This window comes from Microbacterium flavescens (genome assembly GCF_018588945.1).
Lineage (GTDB): Bacteria > Actinomycetota > Actinomycetes > Actinomycetales > Microbacteriaceae > Microbacterium > Microbacterium flavescens.
Genome location: NZ_JAFIWA010000006.1, coordinates 102,651 through 116,999 on the forward strand (window position 1 = coordinate 102,651; position 14,349 = coordinate 116,999).

General features: G+C 70.4%; 15 protein-coding genes and 3 tRNA genes. 4 read left to right on the plus strand and 14 right to left on the minus strand.

Going from position 1 to position 14,349, the window contains the following annotated elements:
• Positions 1-37: 37 nt before the first annotated feature.
• The 12 genes from panC to tilS all read right to left on the minus strand — a co-directional run bounded on the left by panC (position 38) and on the right by tilS (position 10,464).
• The gene (gene panC / locus JX005_RS12630) at positions 38-886 is read right to left on the minus strand and encodes a pantoate--beta-alanine ligase (RefSeq protein ID WP_214467905.1); all 849 of its coding nucleotides are present in this window, start codon (positions 884-886) and stop codon (positions 38-40) included.
• Entirely contained in the window at positions 883-1,596 is a 714-nt protein-coding gene (locus JX005_RS12635) for a DUF2520 domain-containing protein (RefSeq protein WP_214467906.1), read from the minus strand. Before JX005_RS12635 ends, panC begins: the two co-directional genes overlap by 4 nt.
• Entirely contained in the window at positions 1,586-3,244 is a 1,659-nt protein-coding gene (locus JX005_RS12640; RefSeq protein ID WP_214467907.1) for a PH domain-containing protein, read from the minus strand. The genes JX005_RS12635 and JX005_RS12640 overlap by 11 nt, the downstream gene beginning before the upstream one ends.
• A complete protein-coding gene (locus tag JX005_RS12645; RefSeq protein ID WP_214467908.1) occupies positions 3,241-3,822 on the minus strand; it encodes a PH domain-containing protein in 582 nt (193 codons plus the stop codon). The genes JX005_RS12640 and JX005_RS12645 overlap by 4 nt, the downstream gene beginning before the upstream one ends.
• On the minus strand, positions 3,767-4,261 hold the full coding sequence (locus JX005_RS12650) for a DUF3180 domain-containing protein (protein ID WP_214467909.1): 495 nt from the start codon (positions 4,259-4,261) through the stop codon (positions 3,767-3,769). The genes JX005_RS12645 and JX005_RS12650 overlap by 56 nt, the downstream gene beginning before the upstream one ends.
• Complete coding sequence (folK, locus tag JX005_RS12655) at positions 4,258-4,791, minus strand: 2-amino-4-hydroxy-6-hydroxymethyldihydropteridine diphosphokinase (RefSeq protein WP_214467910.1); 534 nt, start codon at positions 4,789-4,791, stop codon at positions 4,258-4,260. The genes JX005_RS12650 and folK overlap by 4 nt, the downstream gene beginning before the upstream one ends.
• Positions 4,788-5,162, minus strand: coding sequence for a dihydroneopterin aldolase (gene folB / locus JX005_RS12660; RefSeq protein WP_214467911.1), 375 nt, complete (start codon positions 5,160-5,162; stop codon positions 4,788-4,790). Before folB ends, folK begins: the two co-directional genes overlap by 4 nt.
• Positions 5,135-5,977, minus strand: a complete 843-nt coding sequence (folP, locus tag JX005_RS12665; protein WP_214467912.1) for a dihydropteroate synthase — start codon at positions 5,975-5,977, stop codon at positions 5,135-5,137. Before folP ends, folB begins: the two co-directional genes overlap by 28 nt.
• Complete coding sequence (folE, locus tag JX005_RS12670) at positions 5,974-6,561, minus strand: GTP cyclohydrolase I (protein WP_214467913.1); 588 nt, start codon at positions 6,559-6,561, stop codon at positions 5,974-5,976. The genes folP and folE overlap by 4 nt, the downstream gene beginning before the upstream one ends.
• 9 nt (positions 6,562-6,570) lie before the next feature.
• Positions 6,571-8,577: an ATP-dependent zinc metalloprotease FtsH gene (gene ftsH, locus JX005_RS12675; RefSeq protein WP_214467914.1), complete on the minus strand. Its 2,007-nt coding sequence runs from the start codon at positions 8,575-8,577 to the stop codon at positions 6,571-6,573.
• Between the two features lie 324 nt (positions 8,578-8,901).
• On the minus strand, positions 8,902-9,453 hold the full coding sequence (gene hpt / locus JX005_RS12680; RefSeq protein WP_214467915.1) for a hypoxanthine phosphoribosyltransferase: 552 nt from the start codon (positions 9,451-9,453) through the stop codon (positions 8,902-8,904).
• 9 nt (positions 9,454-9,462) lie between these two features.
• On the minus strand, positions 9,463-10,464 hold the full coding sequence (gene tilS / locus JX005_RS12685) for a tRNA lysidine(34) synthetase TilS (RefSeq protein ID WP_214467916.1): 1,002 nt from the start codon (positions 10,462-10,464) through the stop codon (positions 9,463-9,465).
• Positions 10,465-10,668: 204 nt separating this feature from the next.
• Between tilS and ppa the strand changes: the two genes are divergently transcribed.
• Positions 10,669-11,202, plus strand: coding sequence for an inorganic diphosphatase (ppa, locus tag JX005_RS12690; RefSeq protein ID WP_214467917.1), 534 nt, complete (start codon positions 10,669-10,671; stop codon positions 11,200-11,202).
• Positions 11,203-11,267: 65 nt separating this feature from the next.
• Here the strand turns inward: ppa and JX005_RS12695 are convergent, their stop codons facing one another.
• A complete protein-coding gene (locus JX005_RS12695) occupies positions 11,268-12,635 on the minus strand; it encodes a peptidoglycan DD-metalloendopeptidase family protein (protein ID WP_307858579.1) in 1,368 nt (455 codons plus the stop codon).
• 219 nt (positions 12,636-12,854) lie between these two features.
• Here JX005_RS12695 and JX005_RS12700 point away from each other — a divergent pair.
• The 3 genes from JX005_RS12700 (at position 12,855) to JX005_RS12710 (ending at position 13,179) form a co-directional block, all read left to right on the plus strand.
• Positions 12,855-12,927 (plus strand) — tRNA-Glu (locus tag JX005_RS12700).
• A 28-nt stretch (positions 12,928-12,955) separates the two neighbouring features.
• A tRNA-Asp gene (locus JX005_RS12705) sits at positions 12,956-13,029 on the plus strand.
• 77 nt (positions 13,030-13,106) lie between these two features.
• Positions 13,107-13,179 (plus strand) — tRNA-Phe (locus JX005_RS12710).
• Positions 13,180-13,479: 300 nt separating this feature from the next.
• On the opposite strand, the gene JX005_RS12715 is transcribed toward JX005_RS12710, so the two are convergent.
• Positions 13,480-14,145 (minus strand): DUF305 domain-containing protein, encoded by a 666-nt coding sequence (locus tag JX005_RS12715; RefSeq protein ID WP_214467919.1) that lies wholly within the window; start codon positions 14,143-14,145, stop codon positions 13,480-13,482.
• Positions 14,146-14,349: the final 204 nt, after the last annotated feature.

A 14,349-nucleotide genomic window follows, 5' to 3' on the forward strand; every position in this document is an offset into this window, starting at 1 on the left:
CCGAATGCGACTGATGCGCTTGCCGGCTTCCGCCGCCTCAGTTGATGTAGATCTGCGCGTTGTCGATGAATCGATGCCCGGCTACGCTCGCCGCGATGAGCGCGAGCGCGGGGCCGCGATGGCCCTCGTCGACCGGGAGGAACGAGCCGGGGTCGACGACGCTCAGGTACTCCAGGCGAATGCGCGACTCGCCCATGAGCGTCGACTGCGCCGCTGCGATGCACGCATCGACGCCGCGGTCGGCGTTGGACGCGGCGGCGTCGAGGGCCGCGGGCAGCAGGCCGGCCGCGGCGAGATCGCGATCTTCGAGCATCCCCACGCGGGTCGACACCGGCAGGCCGTCGTCGCCGCGCACCGTCTCGACGGTGGCGACCTCGACGTCGAAGCACAGGTCGCGGATCATGCGGCGCACGAGGAACACGCGCTGCGGGTCGCGCTCGCCGTAGACCACGACGTCGGGCTTCACCAGATTGATGAGCTTCGCCTCGACCGTGAGGAGCCCGTCGAAGTAGAACGGACGCGCCCGCCCCTCGTAGCGCAAGCCGAGATCGCCGGCGCTCACCTTCGTCGTGGCACTGCCGTGCGGCAGCAGCTCGGCGGTGTCGGGCATGAAGACGACGTCGACGCCCAGGGACTCGAGGAGCTTCGCGTCGTCCTCGGGCGTGCGCGGGTAGGCGGCGAACTCCGACGGGTTCGCGAAGCGCAGCGGGTTGACGAAGACCGACACCACGACGATGTCGGCGACCTCCCGTGCGCGATGGACGAGGTCGATGTGGCCGTCGTGGAGCGCGCCGATCGTCGAGATGAGCGCGGTCCTGGCCCCCTTCGGAGCCGCGGCTCTGGCCTCGGCCAGTCGGGTGCGCAGCTCGTCGACGGTGCTGATCATCCGTCGATCGTAGCGGCGGGGTCACCGGGCTCGCCGGAACCGGCGGCGGCGAGCGCGTGGTCGATGGTGGTGTGCACGAGCCCGGAGAGGAACGCCCCCGGGTTCGGCACGCCCGCCTCGCTCAGCATCTCGGCCGCCTGGCGCACGATCGACCGCGAGAACTCCGTCGCGGCATCGACCGCCTCGGCGTACGTCGCGCGGTCCTCCTCGGCGACGACGACGGGCTCGCATCCCAGCTCGACGGCGAGCGCCTGCGCGATCGGAAGGACCGGACCGGGCGCCGTCACGGCCGCGTATCCCGTCGAAAGTGCGCGGAGATCCATCGAGGTGCCGGCGAAGACGATCGCCGGGTGGACCGCGAGCGGGATCGCGCCCTGGGCGACCGCCGGCGCGAGCACGCCCGTCCCGTACGCGGCGTCGGTGTGCATGACGAGCTGGCCTGGCTGCCAGGCGCCGATCGCGGCGAGACCGGTCACGAGCCCCTCGAGCTGGTCATGCGGCACGGCGATGACGACGAGCTCGCTCCGGCGGACGACCTCGGTCGCCTCGAGCACCGGCACTCCCGGCAGGATCGCCTCCACCCGCTCAGGATCGGAGCCCTTCGTGATCCCCACGAGCGCGTGCCCGGCTCCGGCGAGCGCGGCGCCGACAACAGGCCCCACACGACCGGCACCGATGATCCCGACGCCGAGTCGGCCGTCACGATTCACGCGCACCGCCCTCCGGCACGTTCTCCCCCGCCGGGACCTCTGTCTCGGCCTCGGCCCACCGGTGCGTCCGGTCGCCGCCCGCAGCCGTGACCGCACCCCGGGCGACCTCGTCGAAGAGGTCGATCGCCGTGTCCCGGTCGATCGCGGCGAGATGGGCATAGACGGGGCCGGTGACCAGGTGCCCGCGCAGCGACGCGACCCTCGACGCCCGGTCGAGCGGGCCCTGGTGCAGGCCGATGCTCTGCAGACGGGCGAGCGGCAGGATCGCGAGCTTGCGCCACACGACGCCCCTCCGCAGGAGCAGCACGTCAGGTGTGAGGCGGAAGCCGTTGCGCCGGTACGAGAACGGGCGGATCCACCGGGCTCGGCGCGGCGTGTTCGTGAACGAGTCGTCGTCGCGCGGTCCGAGCACACCCTGCTGCACGATCAGCGGCCACTCCGCCTCGGCGACCTGCGGCAGCACCAGCCGCAGCACGCGCTCCACGTCGGCAGCGGTGCCCACCGGGAGCACGGTCGTGAACTGATCGGTGTTGGTGTCGGTCGCGCTGCGGCCGGTGAGCCGGTTGATGCGGATCATCCACCATCCGGCGGGGCGCCAGAGGATCGGCTGGGTGACCTCCACCGCATGGATGCGGCCCGGCGGCACGATCTCGGTGATGGTCGTGAGCAGCCCGAACGTGATCCGCACGCCATCCGGCGTCGGCGCGATCGAGTAGCGCAGCGACCGCACAATCGAGCGCACCCAGTACGCGCCGAAGCCGATGATCGCCGGAACGAATCCGAACAGCAGCCACGTCACGCCCTGCGAGACGCCCACCCCGATGGCGGCGGCGGCGAACAGGAGGCCGACCGTCGACATGCTCACGAGGTGGGATGCCACGAGCCGGCCGACCGGGATGTTCGCGACCGAGTCCGGCACGGCGACCGGCTGCTCGGGTCCTTCGATCAGCCCCGTGAGCTCGCGGCCCACGGTCTGTCCGAGCGCTGCGACGCGGCCGGCCGGGCGGCCCGGCGCGGCGTGGGCAGCAGCATCCGCAAGTCTCCTGCCGGAGGCGAGTCGCAGGATGTCCGCGCGCACCGCTTCGGCGTTAGCCGTCGACAGGTACTCGAGCTTGACGTTCGAGTCGGTGCCCGCGCCGACGACCTCGAGCTTGGCCATGCCGAGCAGGCGCGCGATCATCGGCCGCGTGAGGTTGACGCCCTGCACCCGGTCCAGCGGGGCCCGCCTCTGGGTGCGGAACAGGATGCCGCTGCGCACCTCGACGTCGTCGTCGGTGATGCGGAACGTGTGGAAGCGCCACGAGGTGTAGAACACCGCCACGATCACGAGGAGCGCCGCCAGCACCGCGAGAAGAGCCAGGACGTACAGGTTGTTCGCGATGATGAAGTCGACGGGGTCGCCGGAGCCCTCCCACTCGCGGACCTCGACCTCGAGTTCGTCACCGAGTTCCGGCGCGAGCCAGGGCAGGAAGAGGAAGACGAGCCGGTCGCGCAGGTTCGCGACCACGATGCCGATGATGACGAGCAGGAACAGCCCGCCGCGCAGGAGGGGCGTGAGCGGATGCAGGCGGTGCCACTCGCCGTCGCTGAGAGGGGAGCGCACGAGCTCCTGCGGGGGAGCGTCGGGCGACGGAGTCGGATCGGTCATAGGCCCGTGCGCCGGCTCTCGGCGACCTCGATGAGGTGATCGCGCAATGTCTCGGCCGTCTGCTGTTCGAGCCCGGGAATCACCACGCCCGTCGTCGCAGCGGCGGTGACGAACTTGAGCTGTGCGATTCCGAAGCCGCGGTCGAGCGGCCCGTGGGTGATGTCGACGAGCTGCATGCGCCCGTAGGGCACGGCGACGAACCGCTGCCACAGGATGCCTCGGCGGAACACGAGGTCGTCGTCGCGCAGCTGGTATCCGATCGAGCGCGCCTGGCGGGGCAGGATCGCGAGCGTCCAGACGAGGATGACCGTCAGGATGCCGCCCGGGATCCACGCCCAGGGCTGGTGCATCAGCAGCGTGAGCACGAGCATCGCCGCGATCACGATGAGCAGGAACGAGCCCGTCGAGATGAACTGCACCCTCACGTACTTCGGAGAGATCTGGTGCCACACACCGGAGGCCAGCACCAGCCGGTTCTCGGAACGCGGCTCGGCGAGGCTGCCGAACGTCGCACCGACCGGTTCAGTGGCCGTGGATGCGGGGCTCGAGTCCTGGCTCCCCGCCGGGGTGTTCGTCATCGTCGTCCTTCCGGATCGTGCACAAGTGCTCCGCGACGAGAGCGGCCGCCACGAGCAGCGCGCCGCAGACGGCGGTCGCGATCACCGTCGCCATCGAGCCTATCGACGGGACGACGGGCCGGGTCACGAGGAACAGCAGCAGCCCGAGCGCGACCCCGCCCATGCCCGCGCCGACGATGCTCGCCGCCTTCGCGAGCATCGCGACCCGCACGGCGCGGAAGGGGTTCACCATCTTCGACGCCGAGCCGCGTGTCGCCTGCCGGATCGGCACCGCGAGCACGACGACGACGGCGCCCAGCAGCACGAGGAGGATCGGCAGCGTCACGGCGGGCGTGAACGTGGCACGGCCCGCCGACGTCAGCAGCTGGTCGAGGAGGAACCCCGCCGCGATGCCGATGGCGGCCGCGAGGAGAAGGGTGCCGGCGCCGGTGCGCTTCATCGCTCTCCTCGGAGCCGCGCGAGCGCGGCGTCGACGCGGCCGGTGCCCGGCAGCGTCGCGTCGGGGTCGATGGACAGCCACGGCGCCAGCACGAAGTCACGCTCCGCGGCTCGGGGGTGCGGCAGCAGGAGTCCGGGATCCTCGCTGCGGAGGTCGCCGTAGGCGATGAGATCGAGATCGAGCGTGCGGTCGCCCCAGCGCTCGCGGCGCTCACGGCCGTGGCGCTCCTCGATCGCATGCAGATAGGCGAGCAGCACCGAGGGCGCCAGCCGGGTGGTGACGAGCGCCACCGCGTTGAGATATGTGGGGGCCGAGGCATCCGGCCCGTCCGGCTTGACCGCCACCGACTCGACGGGCTCCGACGCGCGCACGGCGTCGACCAGCGGCAGGCGGCGCAGCGCGTCGATCGCGGCCGACATCGTGGCGGCGCGATCGCCGAGGTTCGCACCGAGTGCCACCACGGCGTCGACCGTGGCGCGATCGGCCGGTGCCGCCTCGCCCTGGAATCCCTGGGCCAGCCGGCGGCTCATCGCGGCCCCCGCGTGCGCTCGATCGTGACCGAGACGTCGCTGAAAGAGAGGGGAATCGGTGCGTAGGGCTTGTGCACGGTGACGCGCACGCTGTCGACCAGGTCGGCGGACAGCGCCTGGTCGGCGATGCGGGCGGCCAGGGTCTCGAGCAGGTCGACGGGCTCGCCGCCGACGATCGCCGCGATCTGCTCGGCCAGCTCGCCGTAGTGCACGGTGTCGGCTACATCGTCCGTGGTCGCCGCGCGCCGCGTGTCGAGGCGCAGAGTGACGTCGACGACGAAGTCCTGACCGACGCGACGCTCCTCGTCGTAGACGCCGTGCCGGCCGAAGACCCGCAGGCCCGTCAGCGTGATCTCGTCGGCGCCGCCCATCGGCTCTCCCCCTTCCACGCCAGCGCGACCCGCAGCGCATCGCGCGTCGCGGTGACGTCGTGCACGCGCACGGCCCAGGCACCCGCCTGCGCGGCGAGCACGCTCGTGACCGCTGTCGCGAGGTCGCGTCGGCGCTCGGTCAGCTCCGCGGGCTCGTCCTCCGCCGCACCGAGCGCGTCGCCGAGGAATCGTTTGCGGCTCGTGCCGATGAGCACGCGCGGGCCCATCGCGGCGATCCGCTCGGTGCCGCGCAGCGTCGCCCAGTTCTGCTCGCCGCGCTTGCCGAACCCGATGCCGGGGTCGAGGACGACGCGCGCCGGCGGGATGCCCGCCGCTGCGGCCGCCTCCACGCGCGCGCCCAGTTCGGCGACCACCTCGACCACGACGTCGGCGTAGTCCGCACGGGCGTACATGTCGGCGGACGGCCCGCGCCAGTGACCGAGCGCGATGTCGGCTCCGGATGCCGCGACCGCCGGCAGCAGGTCGGGATCGGCCAGTCCGCCCGAGACGTCATTGACCAGACGTGCTCCGGCATCGACCGCGGCCACCGCGGTCGATGCGTTTATCGTGTCGATGCTGACGTACGCCCCCGCGTCGGCGAGCGCGCGCACGACGGGCAGCACCCGCTCCTGCTCGACGGCGGGGTCGACGCGCTCCGACCCGGGGCGCGTGGACTCGCCGCCGACGTCGAGGATGTCGGCCCCCTGCGCCCGCAGGGACAGCCCGTGCGCGATCGCGGCGTCGGCATCCAAGAACCGGCCGCCGTCGCTGAACGAGTCGGGCGTGACGTTCACGATGCCCATGACGAGCGTCATTCGCGACTCCCGAGCAGCGCGATCAGCTCGGCGCGCGCCGCGGGGTCGGCGAGCTCTCCGCGTGCGGCGATGGTCACGGTCGAGGCATCCGTCTGGCGTCCACCGCGCATCGTGACGCACTCGTGCGTCGCGTCGAGCACGACCAGCACGCCGCGCGTGTCGAGGGACCCAGCGATGACATCGGCGATCTGCTCGCCCAGGCGCTCCTGCACCTGCGGTCGCGACGACAGGATGTCGACCACCCGCGGCAGGGCACCCAGTCCGACGACCTGCTCGCCCGGGAGGTACGCGATGTGCGCGTGCCCGCGGAAGGGCAGGAGGTGGTGCTCGCAGATCGACCGGAAGAGGATGTCGCGGACCATCACCGCCCCGGACGGCAGCGTCTCCGGCGCCGGGCCGCGCGTCACCGAGATGGTGTGCGCGAGCGGGGCGGCGGCATCCTCCCCCACTCCGGCGAAGAACTCCGCGTACGCGTCGGCGACCCGCGTGGGGGTCAGCTTCAGCCCCGGGCGGTCCGGATCTTCCCCGATCGCCTCGAGCAGCTCACGCACCAGCGCGGCGACGCGCTCACGGTCGACGGCCACGGGCCGAGCCTACGCGGTCGCGGGTCGCGCCTGACCGGTCGGGCGACGCTTGGCGGCCTTCTCGGCCGACGGCTGCTCGGCCTCGGTCTGGGCCGCGGCGCCGACCGGCTGCGGCCGGACGGGCACCTCGACGGGCGGAAGAGCCGACACCGGACGCTGCTCGCTCGACAACCACTGCGGGCGCGGGGGCAGGCGCTTGACATCCGTGAAGATCTCGGCGATCTCGAGGTGGTCGAGCGTCTCCTGCTCGAGCAGCGCGAGGGCGAGCCGGTCGAGCACCTCGCGGTTCTCGTTGATCACCTGGTACGCCTCGTTGTGCGCCTGCTCGATGAGCCCGCGCACCTGCGAATCGACGCGCTCGGCGACGCGCTCGGAGAAGTCGCGGCCGTGACCCATGTCGCGGCCCATGAAGACCTCGCCCGAGGACTGGCCGAGCTTCACCGGGCCGACATCGGTGGTCATGCCGTACTCGGTCACCATCTTGCGGGCGATGTTCGTCGCCTTCTCGATGTCGTTCGAGGCGCCGGTGGTCGGGTCGTGGAAGATGATCTCCTCCGCGACGCGGCCGCCCATCGCCCACGCCAGCTGGTCCTGCAGCTCGTTGCGGGTGATGGAGTACTTGTCGTCGAGCGGCATCACCATCGTGTAGCCGAGGGCCTTGCCTCGCGGGAGGATCGTGATCTTCGTGACGGGGTCGGTGTGGTTCATCGCGGCCGCGACGAGGGCGTGCCCACCCTCGTGGTACGCGGTGATGAGCTTCTCCTTGTCCTTCATCACGCGCGTGCGGCGCTGCGGGCCGGCGATCACGCGGTCGATCGCCTCGTCGAGGGCGCGGTTGTCGATCAGCTGCGCGTTGGAGCGCGCCGTCAGCAGCGCGGCCTCGTTGAGGACGTTCGCGAGGTCGGCGCCGGTGAAGCCCGGCGTCTTGCGCGCGACGACCTCGAGGTCGACGCCGTCGGCGAGCGGCTTGCCGCGGCCGTGCACCTCGAGGATGCGCTGGCGGCCCTTGAGATCGGGGGCGTCCACGCCGATCTGACGGTCGAAGCGGCCCGGACGCAGCAGCGCCGGGTCGAGGATGTCGGGGCGGTTCGTCGCGGCGATGACGATGACGTTCGCCTTCGGGTCGAAGCCGTCCATCTCGACGAGCATCTGGTTGAGCGTCTGCTCGCGCTCGTCGTGGCCGCCGCCCATGCCTGCGCCGCGGTGGCGGCCGACAGCGTCGATCTCGTCGATGAAGATGATCGCCGGGGCAGTCTCCTTGGCCTGGTTGAACAGGTCGCGCACGCGGCTCGCGCCGACGCCGACGAACATCTCGACGAAGTCCGAGCCCGAGATCGAGTAGAACGGGACGCCCGCCTCACCCGCGACGGCGCGGGCGAGCAGCGTCTTGCCGGTTCCGGGAGGGCCGTAGAGGAGGACGCCCTTGGGGATGCGCGCGCCGACCGCCTGGAACTTGGCCGGGTCCTTGAGGAAGTCCTTGATCTCCTCGAGCTCCTCGATGGCCTCGTCGGCGCCGGCGACGTCGACGAAGGTGACCTGCGGCATCTCCTTCGTCACGAGCTTCGCGCGCGACTTCCCGAACTGCATGACCTTGCTGCCGCCGCCCTGGGCGCTGGACAGCAGGAACCAGAACAGCAGTCCGAGGAGCAGGATCGGCAGCAGCAGCGAGAGGAACCCGTCGAACCAGGAGGCGCGCGGAACGGCGTCGTTGAAGCCGTCCTTGGGGTCGGCCGCGTTGATCGCGCTGACCACCTCGTCGGCGCGCGCCGAGACGTAGTAGAACTGCACGTCGCTCGCACCCTCGTAGTCGTCGGAGAGCTTCATGTCGACCCGCTGGTCGCCGTCGGTGTTCACGACCTCGGTCACGGTGCTGCCGCCGAGCAGCTCAAGACCCTCCTGCGTGGAGATCTGCTTCGCACCGTTCAGGCTCGAGATGAGCGAGAACCCCACGATGAGGAAGACCCCGATCAGCAGGACGTAGAAGAGCGGGTTGCGGGTGATCTTCTTGAAGTCCATGGTGCGGGCGCGAACCCGATCCCTTTCGTCGACGAACCCGTCGCGCGTCTCAGACCGGCGCGCGAGCGGTGGAATCAGGGTATCGCGGGGTTCCTAGGCGCTGACTGTGCATTCGCCGACGGCGTAAGCCGCCGCCGAATCGGTTGTCGAGTAGCGAGCGAAGCGAGCGTATCGAGACACGCCGACGGCGTAAGCCGACGCCGAATCGGTTGTCGAGTGCGAGCGAAGCGAGCGTATCGAGACACGCCGACGGCGTAAGCGCTGATGGGGGACCGCTGCGCGGTGTGCCCTCGCCGGGGACGGAGACCGCAGGCGTGGTGAGGGTCAGGAGTAGACGTGGGGGGCCAGGATCGCGACGTCCCGCAGGTTGCGGTACTGCTCGGCGTAGTCCAGGCCGTAGCCGATGACGAACTCGTTCGGGATGTCGAAGCCGACGTACTTGCAGTCGACCTGCACCTTCGCGGCATCCGGCTTGCGCAGCAGTGCGAAGACCTCGATCGATGCGGCGCCGCGCGACGCGAAGTTCTCGAGCAGCCAGCTGAGGGTCAGTCCCGAGTCGATGATGTCCTCGACGATCAGCACGTGCTTGTCGTGCAGGTCGGTGTCGAGGTCCTTCCGGATCTGCACCACGCCGCTCGACTTCGTGCCGGCGCCGTACGACGAGACGGCCATCCAGTCCATGGGCACCGACGCCGGAAGGTGCCGGGAGAAGTCGGCCATCACCATGACCGCGCCCTTGAGCACGCCGACGAGCAGCAGATCCTTGCCGGCGTAGTCCTCGGCCACGCGGGCCGCGATCTCCTCGAGCTTGGCTGCGATCTCCTCCTCGGTGACGAGGATCTCGGTCAGTTCGCTCTGGATGTCGGCCGCGCGCATGCTGAGAGTCTAGGCGTCGCCGCGGGCCATGAACTCGATCCGGCCGCCGAGACGACGGGCGCGGCATCCGGGCAGATCGATCGGCCCCTGCCCCGACCAGTCGGTGACCAGTCGTGCGACCTCGAGCGTCTGCGACCGCGTGAGGCTCTGGTGGAACTCGCTCGCCACGACATGGCGGATGATCCGGCTCCGGAGTGCCGCAGGATTCGCGGCCAGTGCCGCCACCGAGACCGAGATGCCCGCTTCGGCGTGCTCGACGATGTCCTCGATCGTCTCGTCGATCATCTCGTCGAACGCCTCGGCGTCTTCGCGCAGCTGGGCGGCGGTGCGCGCGAGCGCCTCGGCGATCCCCGGGCCGAGCTCGGCCTCCAGCACCGGCAGCACCGTCTCGCGCACCCGCACGCGGGCGAACCGCGGGTCGGTGTTGTGCGGGTCGTCCCAGGCCTCGAGGCCTTCGGCCGCGCAGGCGGCGCGCGTCGTCGCCCGCCGCACGTCGAGCAGCGGCCGCAGCAGGGCGACGCCGTCGAGTTCCGTGGCCGCGGCCATGCCCTGCAGGCTTCCGCCGCCGGATCCGCGGGCGAGGCCCAGCAGCACGGTCTCGGCCTGGTCATCGAGTGTGTGGCCGACCAGCACGGCCGCCGCGCCGGCCGCACGGGCGGCCTCCACGAGCGCGCGATAGCGCGCGTCGCGCGCGGCTGCCTCGGGCCCGCCGTCGCGGGCGACCTCGACGCGCACGACCCTCGCCTCGAGTCCCAGCGCCTCGGCCTTCGCGGCAGCGGCGGACGCGGCATCCGCCGAGCCTTCCTGCAGTCCGTGGTCCACGGTCACCGCGACCGCACGCAGCCCGAGCTTCGGCGCCTCGAACGCCGTCGCCGCCGCCAGGGCCAGCGAGTCGGCGCCGCCCGAGAGCGCGACGACGACAGCTGAGCCGGAGTCGAGGCCGGCGAGCGCGCGCCGCACCGCGAGCCGCACTTCGGCGACTGCGGGATCGAGGCCCGGGCGGTGTTCCACCCGCCCACCGTACCCACCGGTCACCGCCGCGGCGCGTACCGAACGCAGGACGACCCGTCCCCTGCCGCGGCGGCGCCACGTGATTACGCGGGCGCGCAGCCGAACCGGCCGCACCGGTCCTGCAATGGGTACGGCGGGCACCGGAAGGAGGCCGCGACTAGGCTTGTCGCGGCATTCCACCGTCTTTTCCGAAGGAGCACCACCATGGGCGCGTACGACGCCGTCATCGAGATCCCGCGGGGCAGCCGCGTGAAGTACGAGGTCGACCACGGCACGGGCCGCGTCTTCCTCGACCGCATCCTCTACACGCCGATGGGCTACCCCACCAACTACGGCTTCTTCGAGAACACGCTCGGCGAGGACGGCGACCCGCTCGACGTGCTCGTCATCCTCGACGTCGAGCTCTCCCCCGGCATCCTCGCGAGCGTCCGCCCCGTCGGCGTGCTGAAGATGAGCGACGAGGCCGGCGGCGACGACAAGGTCGTCGCGGTGCTCGCCAAGGACCCGCGGTGGGCGCACATCCAGGACGTGGGCGACATCCCCGAGTTCCTCCAGAAGGAGATCGCCCACTTCTTCGAGCACTACAAGGACCTCGAGCCCAACAAGTGGGTCAAGGTCGACGAGTGGGCCGACGCGGCCGAGGCCGAGCGCCTCGTGCTGGAGGCGTTCGACCGCTTCAAGCAGCACGAGGGCGAGACCCGCACCCAGGGTGAGGGCGTCGCGCCGAGCACGCTCTGACGACGATCACAAGGAGAGCGGATGCCGTCAGGCATCCGCTCTTCGTCGTCCAGGGCGCGTGCGGGTCAGACCGAGACGCCGCGGTCGCGCATGAAGTTGATCGGATTGACCGGGTAGCCGTTGACGTAGGTCTCGAAGTGGAGGTGGCAGCCGAAGGAGTTTCCGGTGTTCCCCTCGCTCGCGATGAGCTGCCCCGCGTTGACCCACTGACCCGGACGCACGAAGATGCCACCGGGCCGGATGTGGCCGTAGCCGGTGCCGATGCCGCCGCCGTGATTGATCTTGATGTAGTTGCCGTAGCCGCCGTTGTAGCCGGCGTACTCGACGGTGCCGGCATGCGCGGCGTAGATGCCCGAACCGCACCCGGCGGCCAGGTCGACGCCGTAGTGGAAGCCGCTCGAGCAGTAGCCGCTGCCGCACTGGACGGATCGCGGGCCGTAGCCCGAGCTGCGCCAGCCGGACGAGGGTCGCGCCCAGCCCGACCCGACGACCGAACCTCCGCCGCCTCCGCCACCACCGCCGCCGCCTCCGCCACCGCCCTGGTTCAGGCGATCGGCTTCCTCGCGGGCTCGGCGTGCCGCTTCCTCGGCCGCCTTGCGGCGGGCCTCTTCGGCCGCCTTGACGCCCGCCTGGTACTGCGCGACGGTGCGAGCGGTCGTGTCCTGGAGAGCGGCCAGCTGCGCTTCGAGCTCATCCCGGCGGGCGTTCTGCTCGTCGAGGGCCGCCTGCGCCTCGTCGGCTGCCCGCTGCGACGCGACCATCTTCTGCTCGGCGACCTGCTGCAGGCGGTCGCGCTCGACGCGCTGGACCTCGGCCTGGTCGCTGAGGCTCTGGGCGGAGTCGCGCGCCGTGATGGCGTCGGCGTACACCGCCTGGTTGCGCTCGATGAGCTTGTCCATCGTGCCGAGGCGCGCGAGCAGATCGTCGGCGGACGCTGCGGATCCGGAGAAGAAGAGCTCGAGGGAGGTGTCGTCGCCGCCGTTGCGGTAGAGCTGCGCGGCGACCCGGCCGGCCTTGTTCGCGGCATCCACGGCCAGCTGTGCCTGCTCGTCGGCCTGGAGCTGCAGCTGGTCGGCCCGGTAGGCCGCGTCGAAGTACTCCTGCTGGGCGACGTAGAACTCATCGGCAGCCTGCTCGGCGAGCGCGCGCTTCGCGGCGACGTCATCGGCCAGCGCCTGGATGAGGTTCTGGATCCTCGTGACCTCGGCCGCCTTGGCGGTCTCATTCGCCTTGGCGCGCTGGACGTCGTCCCACGAGGGATACTCCGCGGCGAAGGCCGGGGCGATGAGCGGCCCGCCGATCGCGCCGAGAGTCGCCAGGGCGATGGCTCCGACCCCGAGGGCGCCGCGCCGGCTCACGGCCGGCCAGAGCACACGTCGCTCGCGCGGCGACGGAGCGCAGCCGCACTCGTCGAGGGCGTCTTCGGTCTGCACCGGGCCCCCCTTCGTGACGTCGACGTCTTTCACACTAGCAACATCAGTCACATCTGCAACCGGTTCTGCGCAACCTGACTGCCGCCTCGGGACGGCGGTCACCCAGCAAGTGTCATCCGGGAGGGCGCGAGACACAAGGGCGCCACGCCCTCGATTGGCGCATTCGAGATCCATTGCGTATGCTTGACCCTCGGTAAGCGTGAGCCCCCGGGTTCACCCGGCCCCATCGTTTAGCGGCCTAGGACGCCGCCCTTTCACGGCGGTAGCACGGGTTCGAATCCCGTTGGGGTCACACTCCGAGAACACAACTTAACAAGCATGGCCCTGTAGCGCAGTTGGTTAGCGTGCCGCCCTGTCACGGCGGAGGTCGCGGGTTCAAGTCCCGTCAGGGTCGCTCCGAGCGACGGGCCCTTTTTCGAGAGGGCCTTTCGTCTAGGACGCGGCGATCGTGTTGACTCGCGGATGCTGCGCGGCTCTGTAGCTCAGTTGGTAGAGCGTTCGACTGAAAATCGAAAGGTCACCGGATCGATGCCGGTCGGAGCCACTGAAACCCTCTCCTAGCTTCTACATGGAGGGGGTTTCTTCTTTTCCCCAGTCCGAACCTCAGGAATTGCTGAAGTTCGCAGGATGGGGGTGTCCCCCATATGGGGGACACGGTACATTTGCCTCACTGCGGATCCCGGGCAAATCTGGGGAGATGGCTTCTGGGGAGCCGGCCCGAGATTCGCGGTAAAACGTAGGGGAACGTGGACTTCGGGCCACGGGATTTTTCCGCACAGGGGATGCGGACGGCCCCCGGAGGACACGGAACACCGGTCCTCCGGGGGCCGATACCTTTTCCGGCTCAGCCCTGGCGCTCTGCGAGCATCTGCTGCATGCGCGTGATCTCGATGCCCTGGTCTGCCTCGACGTGCCGGGCGAAGGTGTCGATCTCGGTCTCCTGGCCGCCGCCGGCGGCGTAGAGCTCCTCGACCATCTGGATCGCGCCCTGGTGATGGCGGATCATGAACGTCAGGAAGAGGACGTCGAACTCGTCGCCCTCCGCGGCTTCGAGCTGGGCCATCTCGGCGTCCGTCAGCAGCCCCGGCATGGAATCCGCGGCGTGCTCGTGCGAGGCATCCGGATCCCTCACCGGCTCGCCGCGCGCCTGCAGCCACTTCTCGAGCAGGACCATCTCGTCGGTCTGGCTGAGGTCCATCCGCTCCGCGAGCAGGCGGACGTCCTCGTCGTCGGTGCGCTCCTCGACATATCCGGTCATCTCGATGGCCTGTGAGTGGTGGTGAAGCATGTCACGGACGAACAGCACGTCGTCCTCGCCATGGGACGGGCTCGTCAGCTCGGCGGCCTCCTCCGGCGACAGCGTCTGGTTCGGCTCGCCGGGTGCGCCGAGCTGCACGACCGGCGTCGTCGGCAGCGGAGCGGCGTCTTCGGTCTCGGCGGTGCAGGCCGTCAGCCCGGCGATCAGGAGTGCGGCGACGCCGAGTGAGGCGAACCGGATCGGCGTCGGCATGGAGGGTACCTCTCGTCGGGGGCGTCGCTCCATCTTGCGGGCGACAGGGCGTCGGATGAAGCGTTCGAAACGAAGATTTAACGATTTCGGTAGCGGTAACGCGCTTCGCGCCGATACGTTCCATTCATATAACTCCATATCCATGCAATACGCGAAGTGCGATCGGTGCCCTCTTCGAAAGGTGCGGAATGCACTTCGGCCTGA

Coding starts and splice junctions, on each gene's coding strand:
- JX005_RS12650 (WP_214467909.1), bottom strand. CDS start 4,261: ATGAAGCGCACCGGCGCCGGCACCCTTCTCCTCGCGGCCGCCATCGGC.
- hpt (WP_214467915.1), bottom strand. CDS start 9,453: ATGCGCGCGGCCGACATCCAGAGCGAACTGACCGAGATCCTCGTCACC.
- folK (WP_214467910.1), bottom strand. CDS start 4,791: ATGAGCCGCCGGCTGGCCCAGGGATTCCAGGGCGAGGCGGCACCGGCC.
- ftsH (WP_214467914.1), bottom strand. CDS start 8,577: ATGGACTTCAAGAAGATCACCCGCAACCCGCTCTTCTACGTCCTGCTG.
- JX005_RS12715 (WP_214467919.1), bottom strand. CDS start 14,145: ATGCCGACGCCGATCCGGTTCGCCTCACTCGGCGTCGCCGCACTCCTG.
- folP (WP_214467912.1), bottom strand. CDS start 5,977: ATGACGCTCGTCATGGGCATCGTGAACGTCACGCCCGACTCGTTCAGC.
- folB (WP_214467911.1), bottom strand. CDS start 5,162: ATGGGCGGCGCCGACGAGATCACGCTGACGGGCCTGCGGGTCTTCGGC.
- ppa (WP_214467917.1), top strand. CDS start 10,669: ATGGGCGCGTACGACGCCGTCATCGAGATCCCGCGGGGCAGCCGCGTG.
- JX005_RS12640 (WP_214467907.1), bottom strand. CDS start 3,244: ATGACCGATCCGACTCCGTCGCCCGACGCTCCCCCGCAGGAGCTCGTG.
- JX005_RS12645 (WP_214467908.1), bottom strand. CDS start 3,822: ATGACGAACACCCCGGCGGGGAGCCAGGACTCGAGCCCCGCATCCACG.
- panC (WP_214467905.1), bottom strand. CDS start 886: ATGATCAGCACCGTCGACGAGCTGCGCACCCGACTGGCCGAGGCCAGA.